Origin of the sequence: Candidatus Tokpelaia sp., from assembly GCF_008636115.1 — a bacterium.
GTDB lineage: Bacteria > Pseudomonadota > Alphaproteobacteria > Rhizobiales > Rhizobiaceae > QLZD01.
Map to the genome: position 1 here is coordinate 108,779 of NZ_QLZD01000013.1, position 22,425 is coordinate 131,203.

At 51.4% G+C, this 22,425-nt stretch carries 24 protein-coding genes, 1 tRNA gene and 1 pseudogene; 15 read left to right on the plus strand and 11 right to left on the minus strand.

Annotated elements, in window-relative coordinates; translation table 11 throughout:
- Positions 1-28 precede the first annotated feature (28 nt).
- Positions 29-2,542 carry a PAS domain-containing sensor histidine kinase gene (locus DPQ22_RS01125; protein WP_150212743.1) on the minus strand — a complete coding sequence of 838 codons (2,514 nt, stop codon included), beginning with the start codon at positions 2,540-2,542 and terminating at the stop codon, positions 29-31.
- A 387-nt stretch (positions 2,543-2,929) separates the two neighbouring features.
- On the opposite strand from DPQ22_RS01125, the gene DPQ22_RS01130 reads away from it, so the two are divergent.
- Both DPQ22_RS01130 and DPQ22_RS01135 read left to right on the plus strand, forming a co-directional pair.
- On the plus strand, positions 2,930-3,181 hold the full coding sequence (locus tag DPQ22_RS01130; RefSeq protein WP_150212744.1) for a hypothetical protein: 252 nt from the start codon (positions 2,930-2,932) through the stop codon (positions 3,179-3,181).
- Between the two features lie 158 nt (positions 3,182-3,339).
- Positions 3,340-3,555 (plus strand): hypothetical protein, encoded by a 216-nt coding sequence (locus DPQ22_RS01135; RefSeq protein WP_150212745.1) that lies wholly within the window; start codon positions 3,340-3,342, stop codon positions 3,553-3,555.
- Between the two features lie 344 nt (positions 3,556-3,899).
- Here the strand turns inward: DPQ22_RS01135 and DPQ22_RS01140 are convergent, their stop codons facing one another.
- The 7 genes from DPQ22_RS01140 to DPQ22_RS01170 form a co-directional block, all read right to left on the minus strand.
- Positions 3,900-4,952 (minus strand): NAD(P)-dependent alcohol dehydrogenase, encoded by a 1,053-nt coding sequence (locus DPQ22_RS01140; RefSeq protein WP_150212746.1) that lies wholly within the window; start codon positions 4,950-4,952, stop codon positions 3,900-3,902.
- 279 nt (positions 4,953-5,231) lie between these two features.
- Entirely contained in the window at positions 5,232-6,200 is a 969-nt protein-coding gene (locus tag DPQ22_RS01145) for a hypothetical protein (RefSeq protein ID WP_150212747.1), read from the minus strand.
- Between the two features lie 152 nt (positions 6,201-6,352).
- On the minus strand, positions 6,353-6,844 hold the full coding sequence (lspA, locus tag DPQ22_RS01150; protein ID WP_150212748.1) for a signal peptidase II: 492 nt from the start codon (positions 6,842-6,844) through the stop codon (positions 6,353-6,355).
- A gap of 33 nt (positions 6,845-6,877) precedes the next feature.
- Positions 6,878-7,879, minus strand: a complete 1,002-nt coding sequence (locus DPQ22_RS01155) for a TrmH family RNA methyltransferase (RefSeq protein ID WP_150212749.1) — start codon at positions 7,877-7,879, stop codon at positions 6,878-6,880.
- Positions 7,880-7,906: 27 nt separating this feature from the next.
- Entirely contained in the window at positions 7,907-8,947 is a 1,041-nt protein-coding gene (locus tag DPQ22_RS01160) for an RsmD family RNA methyltransferase (RefSeq protein ID WP_425305134.1), read from the minus strand.
- Positions 8,948-9,036: 89 nt separating this feature from the next.
- Positions 9,037-9,384, minus strand: a complete 348-nt coding sequence (locus DPQ22_RS01165) for a LapA family protein (protein ID WP_190323081.1) — start codon at positions 9,382-9,384, stop codon at positions 9,037-9,039.
- A gap of 19 nt (positions 9,385-9,403) precedes the next feature.
- Positions 9,404-9,712, minus strand: coding sequence for an integration host factor subunit beta (locus DPQ22_RS01170; protein WP_150212751.1), 309 nt, complete (start codon positions 9,710-9,712; stop codon positions 9,404-9,406).
- A gap of 492 nt (positions 9,713-10,204) precedes the next feature.
- Here DPQ22_RS01170 and lptC point away from each other — a divergent pair, with 492 nt between their 5' ends.
- From lptC to DPQ22_RS01210, 8 genes and pseudogenes are all read left to right on the plus strand, one after another.
- A complete protein-coding gene (gene lptC / locus DPQ22_RS01175) occupies positions 10,205-10,879 on the plus strand; it encodes an LPS export ABC transporter periplasmic protein LptC (RefSeq protein ID WP_150212752.1) in 675 nt (224 codons plus the stop codon).
- Between the two features lie 221 nt (positions 10,880-11,100).
- Positions 11,101-11,754 carry an LptA/OstA family protein gene (locus tag DPQ22_RS01180; RefSeq protein WP_246681419.1) on the plus strand — a complete coding sequence of 218 codons (654 nt, stop codon included), beginning with the start codon at positions 11,101-11,103 and terminating at the stop codon, positions 11,752-11,754.
- Positions 11,755-12,157: 403 nt separating this feature from the next.
- Positions 12,158-12,883: pseudogene (gene lptB, locus DPQ22_RS01185) on the plus strand (LPS export ABC transporter ATP-binding protein); the annotation flags it as partial.
- Between the two features lie 331 nt (positions 12,884-13,214).
- On the plus strand, positions 13,215-13,679 hold the full coding sequence (gene ptsN / locus DPQ22_RS01190; protein WP_150212753.1) for a PTS IIA-like nitrogen regulatory protein PtsN: 465 nt from the start codon (positions 13,215-13,217) through the stop codon (positions 13,677-13,679).
- A 257-nt stretch (positions 13,680-13,936) separates the two neighbouring features.
- Positions 13,937-15,856 (plus strand): molecular chaperone DnaK, encoded by a 1,920-nt coding sequence (gene dnaK, locus DPQ22_RS01195; protein ID WP_150212754.1) that lies wholly within the window; start codon positions 13,937-13,939, stop codon positions 15,854-15,856.
- Positions 15,857-15,956: 100 nt separating this feature from the next.
- Positions 15,957-16,235, plus strand: a complete 279-nt coding sequence (locus DPQ22_RS01200) for a hypothetical protein (RefSeq protein WP_150212755.1) — start codon at positions 15,957-15,959, stop codon at positions 16,233-16,235.
- Positions 16,235-17,359, plus strand: coding sequence for a molecular chaperone DnaJ (gene dnaJ / locus DPQ22_RS01205; protein ID WP_150212756.1), 1,125 nt, complete (start codon positions 16,235-16,237; stop codon positions 17,357-17,359). Before DPQ22_RS01200 ends, dnaJ begins: the two co-directional genes overlap by 1 nt.
- 85 nt (positions 17,360-17,444) lie before the next feature.
- The gene (locus DPQ22_RS01210) at positions 17,445-17,882 is read left to right on the plus strand and encodes a type II toxin-antitoxin system PemK/MazF family toxin (RefSeq protein WP_150212757.1); all 438 of its coding nucleotides are present in this window, start codon (positions 17,445-17,447) and stop codon (positions 17,880-17,882) included.
- Between the two features lie 441 nt (positions 17,883-18,323).
- Here DPQ22_RS01210 and DPQ22_RS01215 read toward each other — a convergent pair.
- A tRNA-Thr gene (locus DPQ22_RS01215) sits at positions 18,324-18,398 on the minus strand.
- A gap of 101 nt (positions 18,399-18,499) precedes the next feature.
- On the opposite strand from DPQ22_RS01215, the gene DPQ22_RS01220 reads away from it, so the two are divergent.
- From DPQ22_RS01220 to DPQ22_RS01230, 3 genes are read left to right on the plus strand one after another with little or no spacing between them, the layout of a single operon-like run.
- Positions 18,500-18,730, plus strand: a complete 231-nt coding sequence (locus DPQ22_RS01220; RefSeq protein WP_150212758.1) for a hypothetical protein — start codon at positions 18,500-18,502, stop codon at positions 18,728-18,730.
- Positions 18,723-18,911, plus strand: coding sequence for a hypothetical protein (locus tag DPQ22_RS01225; RefSeq protein ID WP_150212759.1), 189 nt, complete (start codon positions 18,723-18,725; stop codon positions 18,909-18,911). The genes DPQ22_RS01220 and DPQ22_RS01225 overlap by 8 nt, the downstream gene beginning before the upstream one ends.
- Entirely contained in the window at positions 18,904-19,092 is a 189-nt protein-coding gene (locus tag DPQ22_RS01230; RefSeq protein ID WP_150212760.1) for a hypothetical protein, read from the plus strand. Before DPQ22_RS01225 ends, DPQ22_RS01230 begins: the two co-directional genes overlap by 8 nt.
- A gap of 108 nt (positions 19,093-19,200) precedes the next feature.
- On the opposite strand, the gene DPQ22_RS01235 is transcribed toward DPQ22_RS01230, so the two are convergent.
- Positions 19,201-20,025, minus strand: a complete 825-nt coding sequence (locus tag DPQ22_RS01235) for an MBL fold metallo-hydrolase (protein WP_150212761.1) — start codon at positions 20,023-20,025, stop codon at positions 19,201-19,203.
- A gap of 195 nt (positions 20,026-20,220) precedes the next feature.
- Positions 20,221-20,373 carry a hypothetical protein gene (locus DPQ22_RS08720; protein ID WP_190323082.1) on the minus strand — a complete coding sequence of 51 codons (153 nt, stop codon included), beginning with the start codon at positions 20,371-20,373 and terminating at the stop codon, positions 20,221-20,223.
- Between the two features lie 309 nt (positions 20,374-20,682).
- On the opposite strand from DPQ22_RS08720, the gene DPQ22_RS01240 reads away from it, so the two are divergent.
- Together DPQ22_RS01240 and murA are read left to right on the plus strand one after the other, a co-directional pair.
- Entirely contained in the window at positions 20,683-20,886 is a 204-nt protein-coding gene (locus DPQ22_RS01240; RefSeq protein WP_150212762.1) for a hypothetical protein, read from the plus strand.
- Positions 20,887-20,975: 89 nt separating this feature from the next.
- On the plus strand, positions 20,976-22,268 hold the full coding sequence (murA, locus tag DPQ22_RS01245) for a UDP-N-acetylglucosamine 1-carboxyvinyltransferase (RefSeq protein WP_150212763.1): 1,293 nt from the start codon (positions 20,976-20,978) through the stop codon (positions 22,266-22,268).
- Positions 22,269-22,425 lie beyond the last annotated feature (157 nt).

A 22,425-nucleotide genomic window follows, 5' to 3' on the forward strand; every position in this document is an offset into this window, starting at 1 on the left:
TGCCCGCCTGTGCTCTGCAAACTGTTTTTTACCCCTGTTTTAGCGTATTATCATGAAAAGGAAAACGGCAAATCAGCCTTGTGCCTTTATCTTTACCGTTTTCAGCCAGAACATGCCCCTGATGCAGCTCGACAAAACTTTTGACAATGGACAGCCCCAAACCTATGCCGGTTTTACGCCCTTCATAAGCATAAGAAGTGAAGCGTTTAAAAATTGTCTCAAGACGCTCAGGCGGGATACCCGGGCCTTCATCGGTTACACTAAAGGCAATATAATTTTTATATTTTTCAGCGGTAAAGCAAATATGCGAATTTTCCGGCGCAGCCTGAACAGCATTGTCTAGCAGATTAACAAAAATCTGCCGCAAGCGCGCTTCATCGGCTTCAAACTGCGTCAGGCCGGCAGCAATATATTTATCCAGTATAATATTTTTTGCTTCCAGCCCGGCTTTCACCCGCTCTGCGGCATAATCCATCACTTTGGCGACAGAGACAGCACCAATATTCAGCTCCATAATGCCGGCATCTACAGTAGCAAGGTCAAGAATATCATTGACAAGGTTGAAAAGCAGCACAGATTGCCCGGCAATATGCTGCAAATAATCGCTTTGCTGCCTGGTCAGGCCGCCAAAAGCCGATGACAGCAGCAAATCGGTAAAGCCCATTATATTGGTAAGCGGCGTGCGCAATTCATAAGAAACATGCTGGACAAAATCATTGCGCAATTTATCGGCCGATTCCAGCGCATTATTGCGCTCATGCAAGGCGCGGGCAATATTGACACTATCGGTCACATCAACAAAAGTCAGCATTGTTTGCCCTTGCGGCAGCGGCACAGACATATAATCAAAAATCCGCCGCCCGGCTGTGCCGGCATAATGCACTTCTGTCCGGCCCTGGACAAAATCGCGCTTATCGGCAAAACCGGTAACATAAAGGGCAAGCTTTTGCCAAACCGCATTGCTGGTATTATCCTCGCCGCTATTTGTTGTTGCCTGCTCCTGCTCCGGCATTTTTGCCGCATTTATCGCGCTTTTTGCCGTATTCCCCTGTTCGCCTTCTGCGCTCCCCGCCTTTTCTCTTTCTGCCCCTGTCGGGGCTGCGCCCCTCCCCGCCTCTTGACCCCTTGTCCCTGTCGCGCGTTCCGCGCTCCTCGCCTCTTGATCCCTTGTCCCTGTCGCGCGTTCCGCGCTCCTCGCCTCTTGTTGTTGCCGGCAAAAGCTTTTTATTTTTTCAATATGTGTACCTTCTATCGCCAGATTGGCAGGCAAATGCCATAATCCGGCAAAGGCCGGATTGGCAAGGCGCAGCCGCCCGTCAGAGCCAAAGACAGCCACGCCTTCAGATAAATTATCCAAAACTTCGCCCTGCATGCGGATAAGCGTATTATAACGCGCCTGCAGCGCCAGTTTTTCGGTTAAATCATCAAACAGCCAGGTAACACCGCCTTGGGGGTGCGGATTGGCAACAACGCGCAAAGTGCGGCCGTCAGGCAAATTCCAGATATAATGTTGCGGGTTGAGTGAGCGATAGGCTTCAAACAGGTCTTCTTTCCATTGTCGCCAATCGGGCCGTTCATTTAAAATGCCTTTTTCACGCAGGCGATCCAGCAGCAAAGTATGGCTTGGCCGGCTTTCCAGAAAGCGGTTTTCCAGCGGCCAGAGAGCGGCAAAGGCTGAGTTGAAAAATTCCAGTTTTTGCGCCGGATCAAAAATAGCGACAGAAGTAGAGAGCCGATCAAATGTTTCGGCATAGCCTTGTTTTATCCGTTTGGCCTCATCTCGCAGATGCAGTTTTTCGGTTATATCTTCCGCTATGCCCAAAAAGCTTTGGCTCTGCGCTTCATAAAGGCTGTGACAGGCAAAAATATGCCGGTTACCTTGCAGGATAATATTGGTTTTGCCGCTATAATCGCGCTTTTGCTGCCGCGCTTCGGCTAAAGCCTGGCGCAAAGCGGGCGAAAACAGTGTTTCTATATCCGGCAAAGCGTGCTGCTCTGTTTTTGTCATTGTTGCGCCTGGCTGTTCTGCCGCGATTTGCCCTTGGCTGATAGCCTGACAGGCCTGATTGGCAAAGCGGATTACCCCCTCTTTATCACGCAGCCACAGGGGAAATATTATTTTATCCAGAGCGGCGGGCAGGCCGTAATCTGCCTGGCCGGCTGTTGCCGCGGCATTATCTGCCCGGTTTTTTTGTGCCGAAGCTACTATATAATCTTGATAATGCTCGCTTCTCTGACGCAATATTTTTACCTTGCCGGCCAGAATTTTATTGCGCCGCAGCAGGATAGTTGCCGCCGCGGCCAGGGCAGCCGTCAGCCCGGCAAAACAGGCAAAAGCAGGAAAATTATTATCTGCCAAAACAACGGATACCATGCCGGCAGAGCCTGCTGCCGGCAGCAGCGTTTTTGCCGCCAGCCCCAGCCCGGTAAAGGCAGCAAAAGCGCAAAAAAGCCGCACGAGCCGGCTGCAAATGCCGGCTTTATCGGGAAAGAGCATGGAGCTGCCTGGGGGAGAACCGGTTGCTTGCAAAGGGGAAGCCATAGATTATATCAGTCTTGTTAATAACGGATTTGGGAGCAGGCGGCAAAGGTGCGAGAGAATTTTGCCATTAAGAGGACAGGCATAAAGCTTGCCGGCGGGGAAGGCAAGGCGGAACGCACCTGAATTCCGCCATTGTTACTGTTGCAAGGTTACATTTAGGTTAAAGCAGCCAGGAGGCAAACAGCAGCATGAACAGGGGAATTTTGCCATATTTCCACTTTTAGCCCATGTTGTGAACAGCTTGGGCACGCTTGCTTGCTTTTCGCTGCTTTTATTGCCCGGGGGCAAGCAAAATTTTTATTGACCAAAAATGCTTTTATGTCCTAAATACAGGACATGATTTGCTGTTTATCTATTTGGGAGCCGGTTAAATGTCTGCAAAAGCTTTTGAAAAAGGTTTTTTTTGACGGTTTCTTTTCTTCCTGTTATCTCATTATAAATAATGAGAAAAAAGAGCGTAAAACAGTAAAATCCGAAGCCTGGCGGGTGCCTGATTTGCCCGATGTCGGCCTGACCGCTGCCTGGGCGGAGGCGGGTGTCTTGTTTGCAGAAAATATGACAAAAGCGGGGGAGGAATATGCTGCAACAGAGCGAGGCAAAAGACAGCGAGAAATCACCGGAACCAAAGAGACAGGCTGAAGAAACGCAGCCTGTCTCTTTGGCATATAAATTGCCGGAAGAATTTGAAAAAGCACTGCTTAACCTGCCGGAAGCAGAGAAAGAGCAGCTTATTGTTGCAACGATGCGGGCAGAGCAATTTCAAGGCCCTTTTCCGCACCCGCAACGTGCGGCGGAATATGAAAAAATCTGCCCGGGATTTTTTGCGCGCTTTTGGCAATGGCAGAAAGGCGCGGGCGGCTAATATTGAAATTGTCGGGCAAAAGCTTGAAAATGAGCGGCTTGCTATTGTGCATAAAATCTTGAGATTGAAGCGCAAATGCAGCACGATAAGCAAGATAGCGAAGACACAAAACGCGGGCAGTATTCAGGTTTTTCCGTTCTTGCTGCCTTGATTGCGGCTGCGGTTTTTTTAGCCTTGGCAAAGCATGAGACTACAGCCTGTGTCCTTTTTGGCGTTGCTGTTTTTGCCGTTATTGGCAAAGTTTTTGCCACAAAATTCTCCCACGCCGGCACAAACCGCTAATCTTATTGAAAAGCCGGAGAAAATAAGAAAAAAGCGGCAAAACCGCGCGCTTGGCTATGCTGCTATTTAATAAAACGCGCCCGAAAACCTGATTTTCAGGTGTGTTGCGGGGAGGGGTGAAATTTTACAGGCGCCTGCACACCACCCTTATGCCCCGGCTCAGGCGGTTGTGATTTAACGCATGAGCCGAAGCGGGTATCAACACAAATTGCCTTATGCCCCGGCCATATCCATGACAAAGCGATATTTGACATCGCTTTTCAGCATGCGCTCATAGGCTTCGTCAATTCCGTCCGGTTTTATCATCTCAATATTGGCGGTAATATTGTGCCGACCGCAGAAATCCAGCATTTCCTGGGTTTCGGCAATGCCGCCAATAACCGAGCCGGCCACGGAACGGCGCCGCATAATCAGGGTGAAGACATGGAAAGCCAGCGGGTCGGAAGGCGCGCCCACTTGCACTAATGTGCCGTCCAGTCTCAATAATTGCAGGTAGGAATCCAGATCATGTTTGGCCGCTACCGTGTCAATAATCAAATCCAGTGTGCCGGCGGCTTTTTGCATTTCCGCCGCATCTTTGGAAATAATCACATGTTTGGCGCCCAGTTTTTGCGCGTCCGGCTTTTTGTTGAGCGAGGTAGTGATCATACTGACATCGGCGCCCATGGCCGCTGCCAGTTTTACCGCCATATGACCCAGACCGCCCAGGCCGACAACCCCCACTTTTTTGCCCGGCCCGGCCCCCCAATGGCGCAAAGGCGAATAAGTGGTAATGCCGGCGCAGAGCAGCGGCGCAGCGGCGGCCATATCCAGATTTTCAGGAATATGCAGGACAAAATCCTCATTAACGACAATGCGTTTGGAATAACCGCCGAAAGTATAGCGCTTCGGCCCGGTTTCCGGATCGGGATCATTATATGTTCCGGTCATGCCTTTGAGGCAATAATTTTCCAGCCCGCGGCGGCAATTTTCACATTCGCGGCAGGAATTGACCATGCAGCCGACACCAACCCGGTCGCCAACCCGGAATTTGCTCACTTTGGCACCGGTGCGCACCACTTTACCGACAATTTCATGCCCGGGAATACAGGGGTAAAGCGTGCCGCCGACCCATTCATTGCGCGCCGTATGCAGATCGGAATGGCAAATGCCGCAATATAAAATTTCAATATCAACATCATGCGGCAGCGGATCACGCCGCTCAAAACTGTAAGGCTTGAATTTATCTGTAGCTGAATCAACAGCAAAACCCTGACATGTAAACATGCGAAAACCCTTTATCTTTATAAAACACGCTCCTTGTATCCGGCAAAAACAGAAACACTACCGGCGAAAGCTGTTTTGCCCCCAGGCGCGGGTGCTATACTATCAAAAACATTATGGCTTTATCGTGACCGGGTACAGGCCGTATTATATTAAAAACGACAAAAAGGCGGGAAAATCGGGCTGGCAATCAGACTGTAACCAACCCCCAAACAGCCGGACGCAAAACCTTGTGAGCCGTTTGAGGGGTATGGGGGGTGAGAAGCGCAGCTTAAAGGCCGGTCAGGCTTTTGACCTGGTTTCGGCGCTGAGAATAGCTGCTGCTTCTGCTTTGCCGGCCTTGCCGGTGAGACTGTTTATCTCTGCCGGCCGGCTTAACGGCATTAACAAAAACACATTCATGGCGCCGGCACCCTGATTATAGCTTTTATCCACGGTCACGCGGTTCCCGGCTTTGGCGCCCAGACGCAGGCAATAACGCAAAAGCGGCGGCATAAAATGGCGGTTTTTCCCCGGCGGCACAGCTTCGGCCGGCATAATATCCATAGAGACGCTTTTAGCGCTGTCACAGGCAGGCGCAAAACTCTTTTTCACCTGATAATGGTGGTAGAGATAAGAAAACTCACGTGCATAAGCGGCGGGATATTTGCCCGCAAATGAAAATTGCCCAAAAATATAATCAATCTGCTTTTGCTGGCAATAATCGGCCACGGCGCGCAGCAATAAGGTTTTGGCGCGCGGCGTTTTGCGTTTATCGGCTATATGGAACAGGGCAATTTCCAGAAAATTTTTACCCTGATGAGTTTTGACAATATTGTCTGCCGCAAAACGCAGCACCGGCACAGGTCTGGCCGCTGTTTTGTCGCCGGTGCGGGTAATAATGGCTGCCGCCGCCCCGCTGTTTATGGCCGGTTTTTGCCCCCCTTTATTATGGACAATGCAAAAGCCGAAAACCGCAATATTGCTTGCCTGCTGCTCGCGGCAAAGAAAAAAGACCAGGCTGTCCGGGCGCAAATAAAGGCGCTGCGTTTCATTTAACAGCGGGCCTGCCTCAGCCGCGCCGATAATATGAACCGTAAAATCCGTATCACACCCGCTTGCTGTTGCCGCTGTTTTTGCTTTTGATACGCAGCGTAAGGCGGCTGCCTGTTGCCCGGCAATATGAGGCTGCTGTGCCTTGTCAGAGCCTTGCTGCCGTATTTGAGCCTGAGCGCCTTTACCGGACGGGGAGGGGGGAGTCTGCCGTGTCATCTGCTTTGCCGCTTGCCTTGATTGAACTTCTATTTAGTCCGCAAAAATAAAGTAACGGCATAAGTTTAAAAAACAATGACCAAATATTCTAATATATTTCAAATTACATTATAAATAATATTATAGTTAACTAAAGGTAATATTTAAGTATTTTACGATTTATTTTTGGCGTTTTTCCAGAAATCTGCTTTTAAAAACTCGTTGAGGAAAATAAAAAATGCCCCAAAAGTGATAAAACTGTCGGCCAGGTTAAAAACAGCAAAAGACCAGTTGCCAAGGTGAAACAGGATAAAATCCGCCACATAATGCAGCCTTATTCTATCCAGCAAATTGCCCAGCGCGCCGCCAATAATCAGCAAATAGCCGAAACAGGCCAGCCTGTCGCGCCCGTTTTGCCGCCAGAACAGATAAAAAATAAAGAGAATAATGGCAAAAATCAGTATAATCAGGCCAATATCGCTAAAAGAAGACAGCATGGAAAAAGCAATGCCGGTATTGCGGGTGCGATAAAAAGATAAAAACGGCAAAAGCGGCCATTCCTGCCCCTCAGCCATATTATGCGCAATCCAGTATTTGCTGAATTGATCCAGCGCCACAAAAAGCATAATCCAGCAGAAAGCATAAAGGGCATGGCGGCAGCGCACAGGCAAACTCCTTTAATCCGAAATCTCATTATATCAGAATGTAAGGCGGTTTCGGCAAATTTCATAGAGCATAATGCCGGTTGAAACCGCCAGATTAAGCGAATCGGCCCGCCCGGTTTGCGGAATACGCGCCAGAGCGGAGCAGGCTTGCACCAGGCTGTCGGCCAGGCCTTGCTGCTCATTGCCCATTATCAGCATAATATCCTTGCCGTCTTCAAAATAGGGGAGCATTCGATAATCTGCTCCGCCATGCAAATATGTGCCGATAATCTGCCCGGCAAAATTATGTATTTTTTGCAGGAATTGCGGCAGCGACAGCCGGCACAGCGGCACAGCGAAAATAGAGCCCATAGTGGCGCGCACAGCCTCCAGCGCAAAGGGGGAAGCAGTGTCGCCCACCAGCACCAGCCCGCTTACCCCTGCCGCATCGGCCGTACGGATAATTGTGCCCAGATTGCCGGGGTCGCGCACCCTGTCCAGCGCCAGAAACAGCCGGGGCCAAACAGTTTTGGCGGCGTTTTTGTTACCAGGCGGGGCGGGGCGGCTTTCAGCATAAGCGCGCGGCGCCCGACCTTGCAGAACTTGCTCCAGCCCATACCATTGCTGTTCAAACACGCCGATAATATTTTGCGCATTATCACGATGGGTAATGGCAGCCATAATTTTGGCATTGGCCTTAATCACCAAAGCGCCGGCACTAAAGCTGCGCGCTGCCGCCTGCTCGGCCAGATTGCCGCTCTCATTCCCCTCAGCATAAACCAGATAACGGATTTTATGGCCAAGCTCCAGCCCTTCCAGCACCAGTTTCAACCCCTCGGCGATAAATAATCTTTCGCGCTCGCGGTGTTTTTTCAGCGCCAAAGCGCGCAAATCCTTGATAATCGGATTAGCAAGGCTGGTAATGGTTTTTACCGTTCCTGCTGCCGGATTTCCCGCTTTTGCCGGTCTGTCGGAAAAACTGTAATTATTTGGCGGCGCGGCAAAAGCGGTGCCTGCTGCTTCCTGTTCGACCTTGCCTGTTACAGTTTTTACCATAATTTGATTGTCACTTTGTCTGTTGCTTTATATTATATTGACCCAGCGGCTAAAAAGTGAGGTAGAAAGCACTCTACCGGCTTTTTGGCGGCCGTCCGGCCGGTTTTCACCCTTGTCCGACAAGCCGGCTTCGCGCAAAATCAGCTCGCCGGATTCTACCCTGCCATTGCAGCCGCGAAAACTTTCCCGCATCAATGTGTGCAGTGCATAAAAAGAAGCGCGAATGGAATAAGCGGTTAAGATAACCGCCAGCGGCTGCGGCGATAATAAAGCGCGGGCGCGAGCCGTGAGTTCGGCAATATGGTCAAAAAACTGCCAGATCTCCCCTTTTGGGCCGCGGCCGTAAGCCGGCGGATCCAGCAGAATAATATCATAAAAACTGTTGCGTTTTTGTTCTCGCCGCATAAATTTTAGCGCATCTTCACATATCCAGCGAATGGGGGCATCAGCCATTTTGGCAAAAAGCTGGTTTTCCTGCGCCCAGCCAATGGCTTTGCGGGAAGCATCAATATGCACCACTTCTGCCCCGGCGCGCGCGGCAATAAGTGAGGCCAGCCCGGTATAGCCAAACAGGTTCAAAACACGCGGGCGCGGGCCTCCTTTAATTCCTGCCTGTTTTATCAACTGTTCCATAAACAGCCAATGCGCCTCCTGCTCAGGAAAAACGCCGACATGGCGAAAAGAAGTAAAACGGCCGAGAAAAGGCAGGCCCCGCCATTGCAGCGGCCAGGTTTCAGCCGGAATTGCGCCTTTGCCATAATGTTTTTCTGCTTGCGGAAACTGCCAGCGCCCCACCCCCTCTTCTTCCAGATTACCGGTAAATACGGCATCAGCCTGTGCCCATTCCCGCTCGGGCAAGGCCGGCGGCCATAAAGCCTGCCCTTCCGGGCGGATAATATGCAAAGCGCCGTAACGCTCCAGCTTTTTGCCAAAGCCGCTATCTATCAGAGCATAATCGCGTGTCGGCCGGGTTTCCAAAATCAGCGGCACAGTTTCAGACGGCAATTCTCCGGTAAAAGCGGGGAAGGCAAAAGGCACTTCCGGCATACTTGCCGGCGCCGCCGCCATGCGGCGCGGCAGATTTTTTTGCTTTTGGCGCATTCGCAACTTTCAGCTCAAAGCGGCAAAGATAAAATTACCCGGCAGCGGCCTTCAGCCTAAATAGTAATTTCGTCACTATAATCTTTAACAGCATGCGGTTTTTTGGCCAGCACTTCCTGGTGCAGGCGGGCATTTTCCGCCTCCAGCCTGTGCCGGTTTTTTTGCACTCTGCATAATTTGGGCAGCATGGCCAGACCGCCGGCGGCAAAACCCAGAAACAAAAACACAAACAGCCAGACAAAAAGCGGCGCGGTCAGGCTGTAACCTTCTTCTGCCCGGCCGGAAAAAAGAGAAAAAATGCCTAGATTGAGGGTTACAAAATGGCGATTGGCGATAATAAAAGCAACCATTATCACGGCCAGCGGGACAAGAATGATAAAGGCGCATATTTTTTTTAAGGACATGATTGAGCCTGTGACGAAATTATTTTTTGCGGCTTTCACCGGGTTCGGCTTCCGGGTTAAGCCGGTCATAGAGATTTTTGCCGATTTTAAAAAACGGCACCCATTTTTCCTCCACCGGCACGGGGGTGTTTTTCCGCGGATTACGCGCCAGCCGCGCCGGCCGGTTTTTGACTGAGAAAGCACCGAAACCGCGTAATTCCACCCTTTTGCCTTCAGCCAGAGCGGCGGATATTTCATCAAGCACAGTTTTGACAATATGCCCGGCATCGCGTTGAAACAAATGCGGATTGCGATTGGCAATATTTTGCACAAGTTCTGATTTTATCACAAAAACCTCCATTAAGGCGCAGATACAGGGCACAAGGCCGGCCGCATTATACATCAGCCCGGCTGCGGCCAGGCCGCAATCCGGCGAAAAAGCAGGAACATAATTTTCATTTATCTGGCTTTTTGCGCTGTTAGTCAATAATATAAAATATAATAATGCTCTGCGCCGATTATCGGCAATGACGGGTAAACTCTGTTGCCTTTGCTATTACAGGCCGGCGCGGGGGAGAAATTGCCGGTTAACGGACAAATTTGCCGTTAACCGGCCTTATTTCAAGGCGATAAAGCAGTTTTGCGGCAGAATTAACGAGATTTAATAAATTTGTATTTTAAAATGTCTGGCGCTTTGTTAAAGCCGGGAAAATCTGCCCCGCCTGGCTGGGGGCAGAGCGAGGGGCGGCACGGCAAAGGGCTTTTACTCAGATTGATTCAGGCACAGCTTCGGCCGGCAGCAGGTCAAAATGCGGATAGTGATACAGGGCAGACGTGATATATGAATAATCCCAGGCAAAAACCGCCGGAAAAAAGCGAACTGCATATTTCTTCGGCAGGGCATAAGGGGCTTAAGCCGTTTAGCCATGCGCAAAAACATTCGCGCCGGGTGCGTTTTTTAAAGATTTTTCTGCCGATTATGGCTGTTATTATTGCTGCCATATTTTCATGGTTCACCTTTTTTGCCGATTTTCCCGGGAAAGCGGTCATTACACTTAACAGTGAAGAGGGGCAAAGCAACAGGCTGGTTATGACCGCGCCCAAGGTGGAAGGCTATACCAAAGATAAGCGCCCTTATGCCATAACTGCGCAAAAAGCCATTCAGGATCCGACACAAAGCGGCATTATTGAGCTGCAAATGATTGCCGGCACTATGCCTTTAGGCAATCGCGGCAATGCCAGAATAGAGGCGGCAAGCGCCTTTTTTGACAATATTAACGGCCGCTTGCAGTTTGACCGCCCCTTTACTGTTGTGACTGAAGATGGGATTGGAGCAAAATTATTATCGGCTGATGTCAATGTGCAATCAGGGCAAATGACTACTTCCGACCCGGTGGAAATTAACAGCGCCACACAAAATCTGACGGCTGCTTCCATGCGCATTACTGAAAATGGTCGCATTATTCATTTTGGCGGCAAGGTGCATATTGTGATAAATCAGGATAAAGCGCAATAAGCGGCCGATAAAAGGCTGCGGACGGGCAGGCAGCACGCGGCCGGGCCGATTGCATTTAAGGAAAATTTAAGGTAAATCGGGCTATTCTCGCCGGGGCATAATGTTAACCTTGCCGGGGCCGGCTCCCGGAATCTTTCTGAAACGGCCTGTCGCAGAGTGGCGGAGAATGGGTTTTCGGCTAAATCGCAGGATTATTGTGAATCAAAGCGGGGGCGGCTTTTATGGGATTATGGGGCATTATGCGGTTTCTGGCAAAAATTTCTGACAAATTTGCGCTTTGGGCGGCCTGCTTTATGCTGCCGGCGGCGGGCTTTGCCTGGCCCGGCCAGGCCTTTGCGCAAAATGTTAATTTCGGTATCAATTTATCGGGCGGCAAAGAGCCGGTCAAAATTGACGCAGACGAAATGGAAATGCACGATAAAGACGGCATGGCCATTTTAACCGGCAATGTTTCCGTGGCGCAGGGAGACAGGATTTTGCGCGCCGGTAAAATGATTGTCTATTATAACAAGACCGGGGCGGCAGAAGAGGCAGAAGAAGAAACCCGCTATGGGGAAAAGGCCAATAAAAAGGCCGGCATGCGGCAGGCCAACAGCCTGGGGGCAAGCGGTATTGACAGGCTGGAAGTTTCCGACAAGGTCTATATTAAAAACGGCAGGCAAATTGCTGTGGGGGATAAGGGGGTGTTTAATGCCGGCAATAATATTATGGTGCTGACAGGAGCAAAAATTGTGCTGACAGATGGTGACAATGTGGCCACAGGCTGCAAATTGACCGCTCATATGGATTCCGGCAAAGCTTTTCTGGAAAGCTGTTCCTCTTCGCAGCAAAAAGGGCGTGTCTCCGTTATTGTTAATCGCGGCGGGCAGAATTGATTATTCCATGTGGCAGATAAAGCAGACAGCAAAAGAGGGAAATAAAGGCGCAAAAGCCGAAAATGCGCCGGCCGGGCAAACCGGCCTGTCGGGAGGTGAGCCGGCCGGGCCGGTGGAAGATTTGTCTTTGCCCGGGGCCGCGGCAGCGCGCGGCAGCCATGCTTTTTTGCCGCCGGTTCAGACAAGCGGGCAAAGTAATGGGCAAGAGGCCGTATCGGTTTCAGCGGCAGCGGGGATTATGCCGGCGGCAAATTTTATCGGCCTTGCTGTGCAGGCGGAAGAATCGGCGCCGGCTGTGCCTGAAAAGCCCTTTGAAGTGATTTTTGCTCAGGCAGGCCCGTCCGCAGGCAGAAAAAATGCCGGGAAAATATCGCCGAAAACAGCGACAGAGCGGCAAAACCTGTTGCGCGGCACATTGGTAGCGCGCGATTTAACCAAAAAATATCGCGGCCGCAGTGTGGTTAACGGTGTTTCCTTTGGCGTGCGCGCGGGCGAGGCTGTCGGTATTCTGGGCCCTAATGGTGCCGGTAAAACCACCTGTTTTTATATGGTAACCGGGCTTGTGCCCGCTGATAGCGGCATTATAGAAATTGACGGTTTTGATGTAACCACTATGCCCATGTATCGCCGGGCGCGTTTGGGTGTGGGCTATTTGCCGCAGGAAGCTTCTATTTTTCGCGGCCTTTCAGTAGAAGATAATATCAAGGCCGTGCTGGAAGTGGTGGAGAAAGATAAAAAGCGTCGGCAGGCTGATCTGGACGCTTTGCTGGAAGAATTTAAAATTGCGCATTTGCGCCGGTCTATGGCGATTGCACTTTCCGGCGGGGAGCGCCGGCGGCTGGAAATTGCCCGTGCTTTGGCTTCACGCCCCAATTTTATGCTGCTGGACGAGCCTTTTGCCGGTATTGACCCGATTGCCATTGCCGATATTCAGCAATTAGTGCGACATTTGACCAGACGCGGTATTGGCGTGTTGATTACGGATCATAATGTGCGCGAGACTTTAGGTCTTGTTGATCGTGCCTATATTATTCACGCAGGGAAAGTATTGACGCATGGCCGGCCTGATGAAATTGTGGCCAATGCCGATGTGCGCCGGCTCTATCTGGGCGATGCTTTTTCGCTTTAGGCCTTTTATCGGTTAAAGGGTAACATATTTTTGCTTTGGTAAAAGCGCGGAATAATGTGTAATCGCCTGTTAAAAAGGCGCTGTTTAATTGTTTTTCGTGATTGACTTTGGTCTTTTTGCCTTATAAGGCAAACGCGGCGCCGGCCGGGGCTGCAAGAAACAAGGCAGGTTTTGGCAGTTTTTCGCCCTTACGCGATTTATCATTTTAATTGCGGCCTGACTCTGAAAATGGCTCCGGCGCCGGCCGGGCAGGAGACAAAGGCGGCAAGGCAGGCGGGTCGGCTTAAGGCGCGGCACCTGCCGGTAAATGAGGGCAGGAAAGTGAGCAATTATGAATTTGAGCGATTTAATTGCCGTGGACGCAATTTTTACTGATTTAAAGGTTGTTTGCAAAAAGCAGCTTTTGCAGATTTTGTCGGAAAAAGCGGCGCGGTTGACAGGTTTCTCTGAGACTGTCGTGTTTGACACAATTTTGAAACGCGAAAAACTGGGCTCAACCGGCATTGGCAACGGTATTGCCATTCCGCATGGCAAATTGCCCGATTTGGCAAAAATAACCGGTATTTTTGCCAAATTATCAAATCCGGTAGATTTTGACTCGCTTGATGATCGCCCGGTGGATCTGGTGTTTATGCTGCTGGCGCCGGAAGGGGCGGGGGCAGATCACCTTAAAACCCTGTCGCGCATTGCGCGGCTATTGCGCAATCCGGATTGCATTGCGCGGCTGCGCCAGAGCAAAGATGCGCAATCCGTTTATCTGGCTTTGACCCAGGCCAGTGATTTGGCTGCCATATAAGCGGCGGGCAAGGCTTTATTGCCTGTTATCGTGCCCGCATAGATGCAGAAAACAGCAGGGCGGCCGCCGGCGCCCAAGGGGCTGAGAAATTTTTCCCCTCGCTCTTGCGCAGATAAAAAGCCGTTACTATATAGCCTTTATATTCAATTTGGCAGAGTAGCTTTGCTCTGTGACAAGGCGGTTTTGCGCCGCGGCTGCGCAAAAGCGGGTTGGGCCGCGCAAATGGCAGCAAAATCCAAGGGAAAGTGGAGATATAAATGGCAAAAATTATCGGTATTGATCTGGGAACGACCAATTCCTGTGTCGCTGTCATGGACGGCAAAAACGCAAAAATTATTGAAAATGCCGAAGGGGCGCGCACAACCCCTTCTATTGTGGCTTTTACTGATGGCGGTGAGCGTCTTGTCGGCCAGCCGGCCAAGCGCCAGGCAGTGACTAATCCTGAAGGCACGATTTTTGCAGTCAAAAGGCTGATTGGCCGCCGTTTTGACGATAAGACGGTAGAAAAAGACAAAAGCCTTGTGCCGTATAAAATTGTCAAAGGCGATAATGGCGATGCCTGGGTTGAGGCCGATGGCAAAAAATATTCGCCTTCGCAGATTTCTGCCATGATTTTGCAGAAAATGAAGGAAACGGCTGAAGCTTATCTGGGCGAAAAAGTGGAGCAGGCGGTTATTACTGTGCCGGCTTATTTTAATGATGCCCAGCGCCAGGCTACCAAAGATGCCGGTAAAATTGCCGGTCTTGATGTATTGCGCATTATCAATGAGCCGACAGCAGCGGCGCTGGCTTACGGGCTGGAAAAGAAAGAGGGCAAGACGATTGCCGTTTATGATTTGGGCGGCGGGACATTCGATGTTTCTGTGCTGGAAATTGGTGACGGCGTTTTTGAAGTGAAATCCACTAATGGTGATACTTTCCTCGGCGGTGAAGATTTTGACATGCGCCTTGTTGCCTATTTTGCCGATGAGTTTAAAAAAGAGCAGGGTATTGACCTGAAAAATGACAAACTGGCTTTGCAGCGGCTGAAAGAAGCGGCAGAAAAAGCGAAAATTGAGCTTTCTTCAGCCCAGCAGACAGAAATCAATCTGCCTTTTATCACGGCAGACCAAACCGGGCCGAAACATTTGACAATGAAACTGACCCGGGCGAAATTTGAATCGCTGGTGGAAGATCTGGTCACCCGCACGATTGAGCCATGCAAGGCTGCTTTGAAAGATGCCGGTTTGAAGGCCGGTGAGATTGATGAAGTTGTGCTGGTTGGCGGTATGACCCGTATGCCGAAAATTCAGGAAGTAGTGAAAAATTTCTTTGGCCAGGATCCGCATAAAGGAGTGAATCCCGATGAAGTGGTGGCTATGGGTGCCGCCATTCAGGGCGGGGTTTTGCAGGGTGATGTCAAAGATGTGCTGCTGCTTGATGTAACACCGCTCTCGCTGGGGATTGAGACTTTAGGCGGTGTCTTTACCCGCCTGATTGATCGCAATACCACAATTCCTACCAAAAAATCGCAGACTTTTTCTACTGCTGAAGATAGTCAAAGTGCGGTAACGATTCGTGTTTTCCAGGGTGAGCGGGAAATGGCCGCTGACAATAAGCTTTTGGGGCAGTTTGATCTGGTCGGTATTCCGCCGGCGCCGCGCGGTGTGCCGCAAGTGGAAGTGACATTTGATATTGACGCCAATGGTATTGTCAATGTTTCGGCTCGCGATAAAGGTACCGGCAAGGAGCAGCAAATCCGCATTCAGGCTTCTGGCGGTTTGAGCGATGCCGATATTGAAAAAATGGTCAAGGACGCTGAAAGTCACGCAGAAGAAGATAAAAAACGGCGTGAAGCTGTGGAGGCCAAAAATCAGGCGGAATCGCTGGTGCATATGACAGAGAAAAACCTGGCCGAGCATGGAGCCAGGCTGGCGGCAGAGGATAAAGCCGCCATTGAAGCGGCAGTGGCCGAGACAAAAGCGGTGCTTGAAGGCGGTGATGCCGATAAAATCAAGGCAGCAGCGCAGAAACTGGCGGAAGCAAGTATGAAACTTGGTCAGGCCATGTATGAGGCGTCTCAGGCTGAGGCTGGCGCCGCCGGCGGGGAAAGCGCAGAGGGCGAAGCAAAAGCCGATGATGATGTTGTTGATGCTGATTTTGAAGAAGTCGGCAATGATGACAAAAAGAAATCCTGATGCTGTTTTTTCAGATTGGATAGAGTTGCGGCTTACCCCTTGGAACAGGCTTTCAAGGGGTAAGCCTTTATAGGTCTGGATAAAATCGGCGGGAAACGGCTTGTTTATTGCACACGCGCAAGAGGCGAGGAGGGGCGCAGCCCCGACCGGGACAAAGGATAAAGAGGCGAGGAGGGGCGCAGCCCCGACCGGGACAAAGGATAAAGAGGCGAGGAGCGCGGGACGCGCGACAGGGACAAGGGATAAAGAGGCGAGAAGGGGCGCAGCCCCGACCGGGACAAAGGATAAAGAGGCGAGAAGGGGCGCAGCCCTGACAGGGACAGAGGATAAAGGGCAATCGCGCGGCATGGCGGTAAAACAGTATAAGGTTTGGCGGTAATGAAATCAGATTATTATGAGCTTCTTGGCGTGGCGCGCGATTGCGATGACAGAGCTTTGAAAGCTGCTTTTCGTAAATTGGCCATGCAATATCACCCGGATAAAAATCCGGGTGATGCTCAAGCCGAGCGCAAATTTAAAGAAATCGGCGAAGCTTATGAAACTTTGAGAGATCCGCAAAAGCGCGCTGCTTATGATCGTTTTGGTCATGCTGCTTTTGAAAATGGCGGTTTTGGAGCCGGCGGCGGTTTTGGGGCAGGTGGTTTTGGCGGCGGTTTTGCCGATATATTTGAAGATATTTTCGGCGGTATGATGGGAGGCCGGGCGCGCCGCGCCGATGCCGCCATGCGCGGCAGTGATTTAAGCTATAATATGGAAATCACGCTGGAAGAAGCTTATCACGGCAAGGAAGCGCAAATTCGAGTGCCGTCTCACCAGACATGCGATATTTGTCATGGCAGCGGTGCCAAAGCCGGCAGCAAGCCGACAGAATGCAAAACTTGTCACGGCACCGGGCGTATACGCACCGCCCAGGGCTTTTTTACGGTAGAGCGCACTTGCCCGACCTGCCATGGCCAGGGGCAGATTATTGAAGATCCCTGCCCAAAATGCCACGGCCAGGGGCGGCTGCAGAAGGATAAAGTGCTGACAGTCAATATTCCTGCCGGGGTGGAAGACGGCACGCGTATCCGCCTGTCAGGCGAGGGTGATAGCGGTTTGCGCGGCGGGCCAAATGGTGACCTTTATATATTTTTAGCCATATTGCCGCATGAATTTTTTGAGCGTGACGGCGCCAATTTGTTTTGCCGGGTGCCGGTGGCCATGACTACGGCAGCGCTTGGCGGCAAGTTTGAAGTCTCAGGCCTGGACGGCAGCAAAACGCAGGTCAAAGTGCCGGAAGGCACACAAAATGGCAAGCGCTTCCGGCTGAAAGACAAAGGCATGCCTTATTTGCGCCGCCAGCAGGCCGGCGATATGTATATTGAATTACAGGTGGAAACACCGCAAAAATTGACCAGGAAACAAAAGGAATTGCTACAGGAATTTGAAAATATCAGTGTTCATGAAAATTCGCCGCAATCTCACGGCTTTTTTGCCCGCATGAAAGAGTTTCTCGGCGGTTAGGCTGAGGTAATTATTGCAAGGACAGGGTATTCTGCCACGAACTGCCTTATTCCGCTTAAGAAAAAACTCTTAATGAGAGGGAAATATGGCTCTGCCAAAATATCCGATTACCATTGCTCCGGCCTTGGGGATTATCCTGAAATGTCATTTTGACGGCTTTGTCAGTCCTGAAATGTTAAAAACGCGGCCTGTCCTTATCGTTGCGCCGCCGATGCAACAACGGCCGAGATTGTGCACAATCATACCTTTAAGCACAACAATTCCCGAGCCAAAAATGCCGTATCATTTGGAAATTGCTATGCCGACCCCCTTATTGCCGGAGCCTTTCGATAGTCCTTCGGCATGGGTTAAAGCGGATATGCTTTATGCCGTGGGCTTTAGCAGACTGGAGAAGTTTTATTATCAGACCGGCAAAAGCAAAAACTATACTGCCCCTGTTATTGCTGCGACCACTATGCAAGAAATCCGGAGAAGGGTTTTACGGGGGCTGGGCTTGCGCGCTTTGGAACAGGGCTTCAGATAACGGGAAAAGCCTGTGGCCGGAACCCATAAGCGCCGTAGTGCTTTTTATTGACTTGCTTGCAAGTTTACTCTATACTTTTAAACGAGATCCGCTCTTGTATCTGCCTCCGGGGTGGACAATCGGCATTTAAAAGCCTTCGGCTGTAAAGCCTGGGGTCATTGTATTCCGGATTGTGTATAGGGGGAACATCGCACCGCCATAAGTAACAGTGTATGCTCAGGTGTGTGTTCTGAATTATATCCGATACAATGTTTTGCGCCGCTCTTGCATCGGCTTTCAGGGTCGACAATCGGCATTTAAAAGCTCCATTTCTGCTCAGGCAGAGTGGGGCTTTTGTTATTATTCCTGCTATTCAGAGGTCTGCGCTGAATAAAAAGCCTTTGGGTAAAGGCAGGCGAATTATCGAAACAACCGGAGAAAAATTTGCAGCAACAGCAAAACTGGTGCTGCGAGAGAGGATTGAACTCTCGACCTCTCCCTTACCAAGGGAGTGCTCTACCACTGAGCTACCGCAGCAGGTTTGCACAGGCTTTTTGCCATATCCCGGAATATTGTGCAAGTCTCAAAAAGCTTATGCCCGCCAGGAAACTCTTTTTCCGCGATAATTTTAGGGTGCCTTGCCCAAAAGCGAGAAATTTGCCATTTTAAGCGCAGGGGTTGGTCAGGATAAAGGCGGATTGGATATAGTGACGCAGGCCGATAAAAAACAGAGCAAACGCCATATTACCGTGGCACAGCGTAAAAGCGGGCAGGAAAAGCGGCTGGCAGAGCAATTACGCGCCAATTTGCTCAAACGCAAGGCGCAGGCGCGCCAACGCAAGGCAGTAGAATCAGAGGACAGTGATTAGACGCATAATTGCGATTGTGGTTTTGCGGCTCACGCAAAAGCTGCCTGCTTTATTCGGCACTTCTCTATTGCTCCGATTATGGAAGCAGCTTTTGCTGCCGCAAAGACAACGCGCCAATCTGCTCAAACGCAAGGCGCAGGCGCGCCAACGCAAAACGGCAGAATCAGAGGGCAGTGCTTAGGCGCATAATTGCGATTGTGGTTTTGCAGCTCACGCAAAAGCTGCCTGCTTTATTCGGCACTTCTCTATTGCTCCGATTATGGAAGCAGCTTTTGCTGCCGCAAAGACAACGCGCCAATTTGCTCAAACGCAAGGCGCAGGCGCGCCAACGCAAAGCGGCAGAATCAGAGGGCAGTGCTTAGGCGCATAATTGCCGGATTGCGGTTTTGCAATCAAGCCACGGCCACCATGTCGACCCAATTATTATAAATTTTGCTTTTTCGGCCAAAGCCGCAAAACCTGTTGCCTTTTTACAAATTTAGTTCTTCGCCGTCTGCCGGCACCATAACCTGCTCGCCCAGCCTGTTGGCGGCAATATAGTGGCGCAATTCTGCCCGGCTGAGCATAGCATGATTGACCGCCTCCATATGGACAGCAATAATTTTTGCTGTCGGCATGGCCTGGTGCACGCGCAATATATCCTCTTTCCCCATAATAACGGAGCCGGCAAAAGCTGTTATACAGGCATAACCGGCATTGAGAATAATAATCTCCGGCCGATATTGCGCCAGCGCCGCCTCAACACCCGGATACCAGATAGTATCGCCGGCAATATAGACGCTTTTGTGCCCTTCCGCCTGCAAAACAATGCCCATGGTTTTGCCCAGACGCGCTGCCGTATCAGGGTCGGCATACATGGCTGCCGTGCCGTGTTGCCCGGCGGTTTTATGCAGGCTTATGCCTTTGAACCGGGTTGTCTCGCCAATAATCTGTATATTGTGAAAGCCTTGCGCGCCGACAAGCGCGGCATCTGCGGCATTTTGCACAAAAATCGGCAGGGTTTTCGGCAATAATTTTTGTGCCGCATCGTCCCAGTGATCCAGATGCGTATGGGTAAGCAGCACAGCATCTATATCAGACAGCAGCTCTGCCGCCGGTATGGGCAGATCTACCAGCGGGTTGCGCCGCTCACTATAAGCGTTCGGGAAACCGGGATAAGAGCCTTTGGCTGCCAGCATGGGGTCAACCAGAAAAATGCAGCCGGCATAAGACAAGATCAGTGTGGCGTTACGGATAAGGCGCAGGGAAACAGTGCCGCCGGCCGCCGGAGATTTGCCGGCTATTATATTTGTCATAATTACAGCTCCAAATATATGTCTGGAAGTATAAGCGACATATCATTGCTCATAGCCGCCAAAAAACAGAACCCGGTGCCAGTTTTCGCCGTGATTGCGCCAAAATTACGGCCTGTGCCGCAGCTTCGATATTTTACCGGCTATAAGAGGGAAGCTTTGTCTGTCCCCGGAGCAGCGATAATTTTTACCCCTTTATCAGCTCTTCGCCATGTTTTTATGCCGCAAATAATGTTTGGTGCGCCTTTGGCAGACAAGTTTCTGTTTACGCTTTTCTGACAGGGGGGAGCTTTGCCGCGCGGATTTATCGGCATAAACCGGTAGTGTCATCATGCCCGGCCGGGGCGACATTGCCCGCCTGTTGCCGGCCTCCCCCGCGCCAGGCCCTGATTGCGGCGCATTGGCGCAGTGCTTATATAGCGGGGCTTGTGTTACGGGATTTATCTCTCGACCTATACCGGCTTTCCTGATAGCGGAAAGGCGGTCACGATTGGCTGGCCAAAGGCGATTTTCGCTGCTGCTGCCTCGTTACCCGGCGGTGGGGAGGCCGGATTTGTTGCCTTGATGAGCGGCTGATAGATTCTGCCGGGCCGGGTGCGGCGCCGGCTTATCGCCTGCCGGCTATGCTGGCAAAAATTGATGGCTTGCGGGCGCAGCTATTTGGTCGAAGAGTATAATAGCGCAGCTCATGGCGGCGCGCGCTGTCATGAGCTGCCGCAGCTTTACCCGGTATTTTCGCCGTGCTATCAGTATGATGCCGGTAATATGGCGGCAAGGCTGCCGGAAACCACCGCCCTGTCGGCGGCAGGCATTGCCGCGCCGGCCGGCTGGAAAAAGCCGGGCAAAGCTGCCGGTAGATTGTAAGGCAGCAGTGCCGGTGCGGCTTGCCGCCGCGCTTGCTATGCGGCATATATGGGGTTTGGGGTAACGGCAATCGAGGCAAAGGGAATTTTATGGACAGAATACGCATTGTCGGCGGCCACAGGCTGAATGGCGAAATTTCCATTTCCGGGGCAAAAAATGCGGCTTTGCCGCTTATTATTGCCTCTTTATTGACAGAAGAGCCGTTGACGCTGGAAAATGTGCCGAGCCTGGCTGATGTTGAGCAACTGATTCGCATTTTGGGCAATCACGGCGTGGATTATGCCCTGCACGGCCGGCGCAAAGCGCATACAAGCAGTTCTTATGCGCGTGTTATGCGCTTTGAAGCGCGCAATATTGTCAATATTATTGCTCCTTATGATCTGGTTTCCAGAATGCGGGCAGGGTTTTGGGTTATCGGCCCGCTTTTGGCGCGTATGGGCGAGGCAGAAATTTCGCTGCCCGGCGGCTGCGCTATCGGCACGCGCCCGGTCGATTTTATTTTGGACGGTTTGCGCGCTTTGGGGGCGGTTATCACCATTGAAAACGGCTATGTCCATGCCCGCGCCGCCAAAGGCCTGCATGGGGCGTCTTATCATTTCCCCAAAATAACGGTAGGCGGCACGCATGTGCTGCTCATGGCGGCCAGCCTTGCCAAAGGGGAAACTGTGCTGCACAATGCGGCGCAGGAGCCGGAAGTGGTGAATCTGGCTGAGTGCCTTACTGCTATGGGGGCGCAGATTAGCGGTGCCGGCACAAGGACAATCCGTATTAAAGGGGTAGAGTATTTATCCGGCGCGCAGGTAAAGGTTATCCCCGATCGGATTGAAGCCGGCACTTATGCTTTTGCCGCAGCGGCGACCGGCGGTAATGTGCTGTTGCGCGGCGCCAACCCTAATCATTTGCCCATTGTGCTGGAAAAATTGCAACAGGCCGGGGCGCGGGTGGATTGGGAAGAAGACGGTGTTCGTATTCGCCGCGAAGCGCCGTTTATCACCCCGGTGGATATTGAAACTGCTGCTTATCCCGGCTTCCCCACGGATTTGCAGGCGCAATTTATGGGGTTGATGACACGCGCCCAGGGCACGGCAAAAATTACTGAAACAATTTTTGAAAACCGTTTTATGCATGTGCAGGAGCTGGCGCGGCTGGGCGCGCATATCAGCCTTGCCGGCCAGACGGCCGAGGTGGAAGGTGTGCCGCTTTTGCAGGGGGCGCAGGTTATGGCCACAGATTTGCGCGCCTCTGTTTCGCTGGTGATTGCCGGGCTGATGGCAGAGGGAGAAACCATTGTCAATCGTGTTTATCATCTGGATCGCGGTTTTGAGCGGCTGGAAGAAAAACTGGCCGCCTGCGGCGCGGAAATTGAAAGATTGCGCAGCTAACCGGTTGTTTGGCTGTTGTATCAAAGAGTAATCGGGGATAGAGAGCACAAAAGCCGGCCGGGTTATATGCAGCAGTAAAATCAGGCGCTGCCGGGGCGCTACAGCATAATGAACGGCATGGCGGCGACTGTGACGGGCGGTTTGCTTTTATCATGTT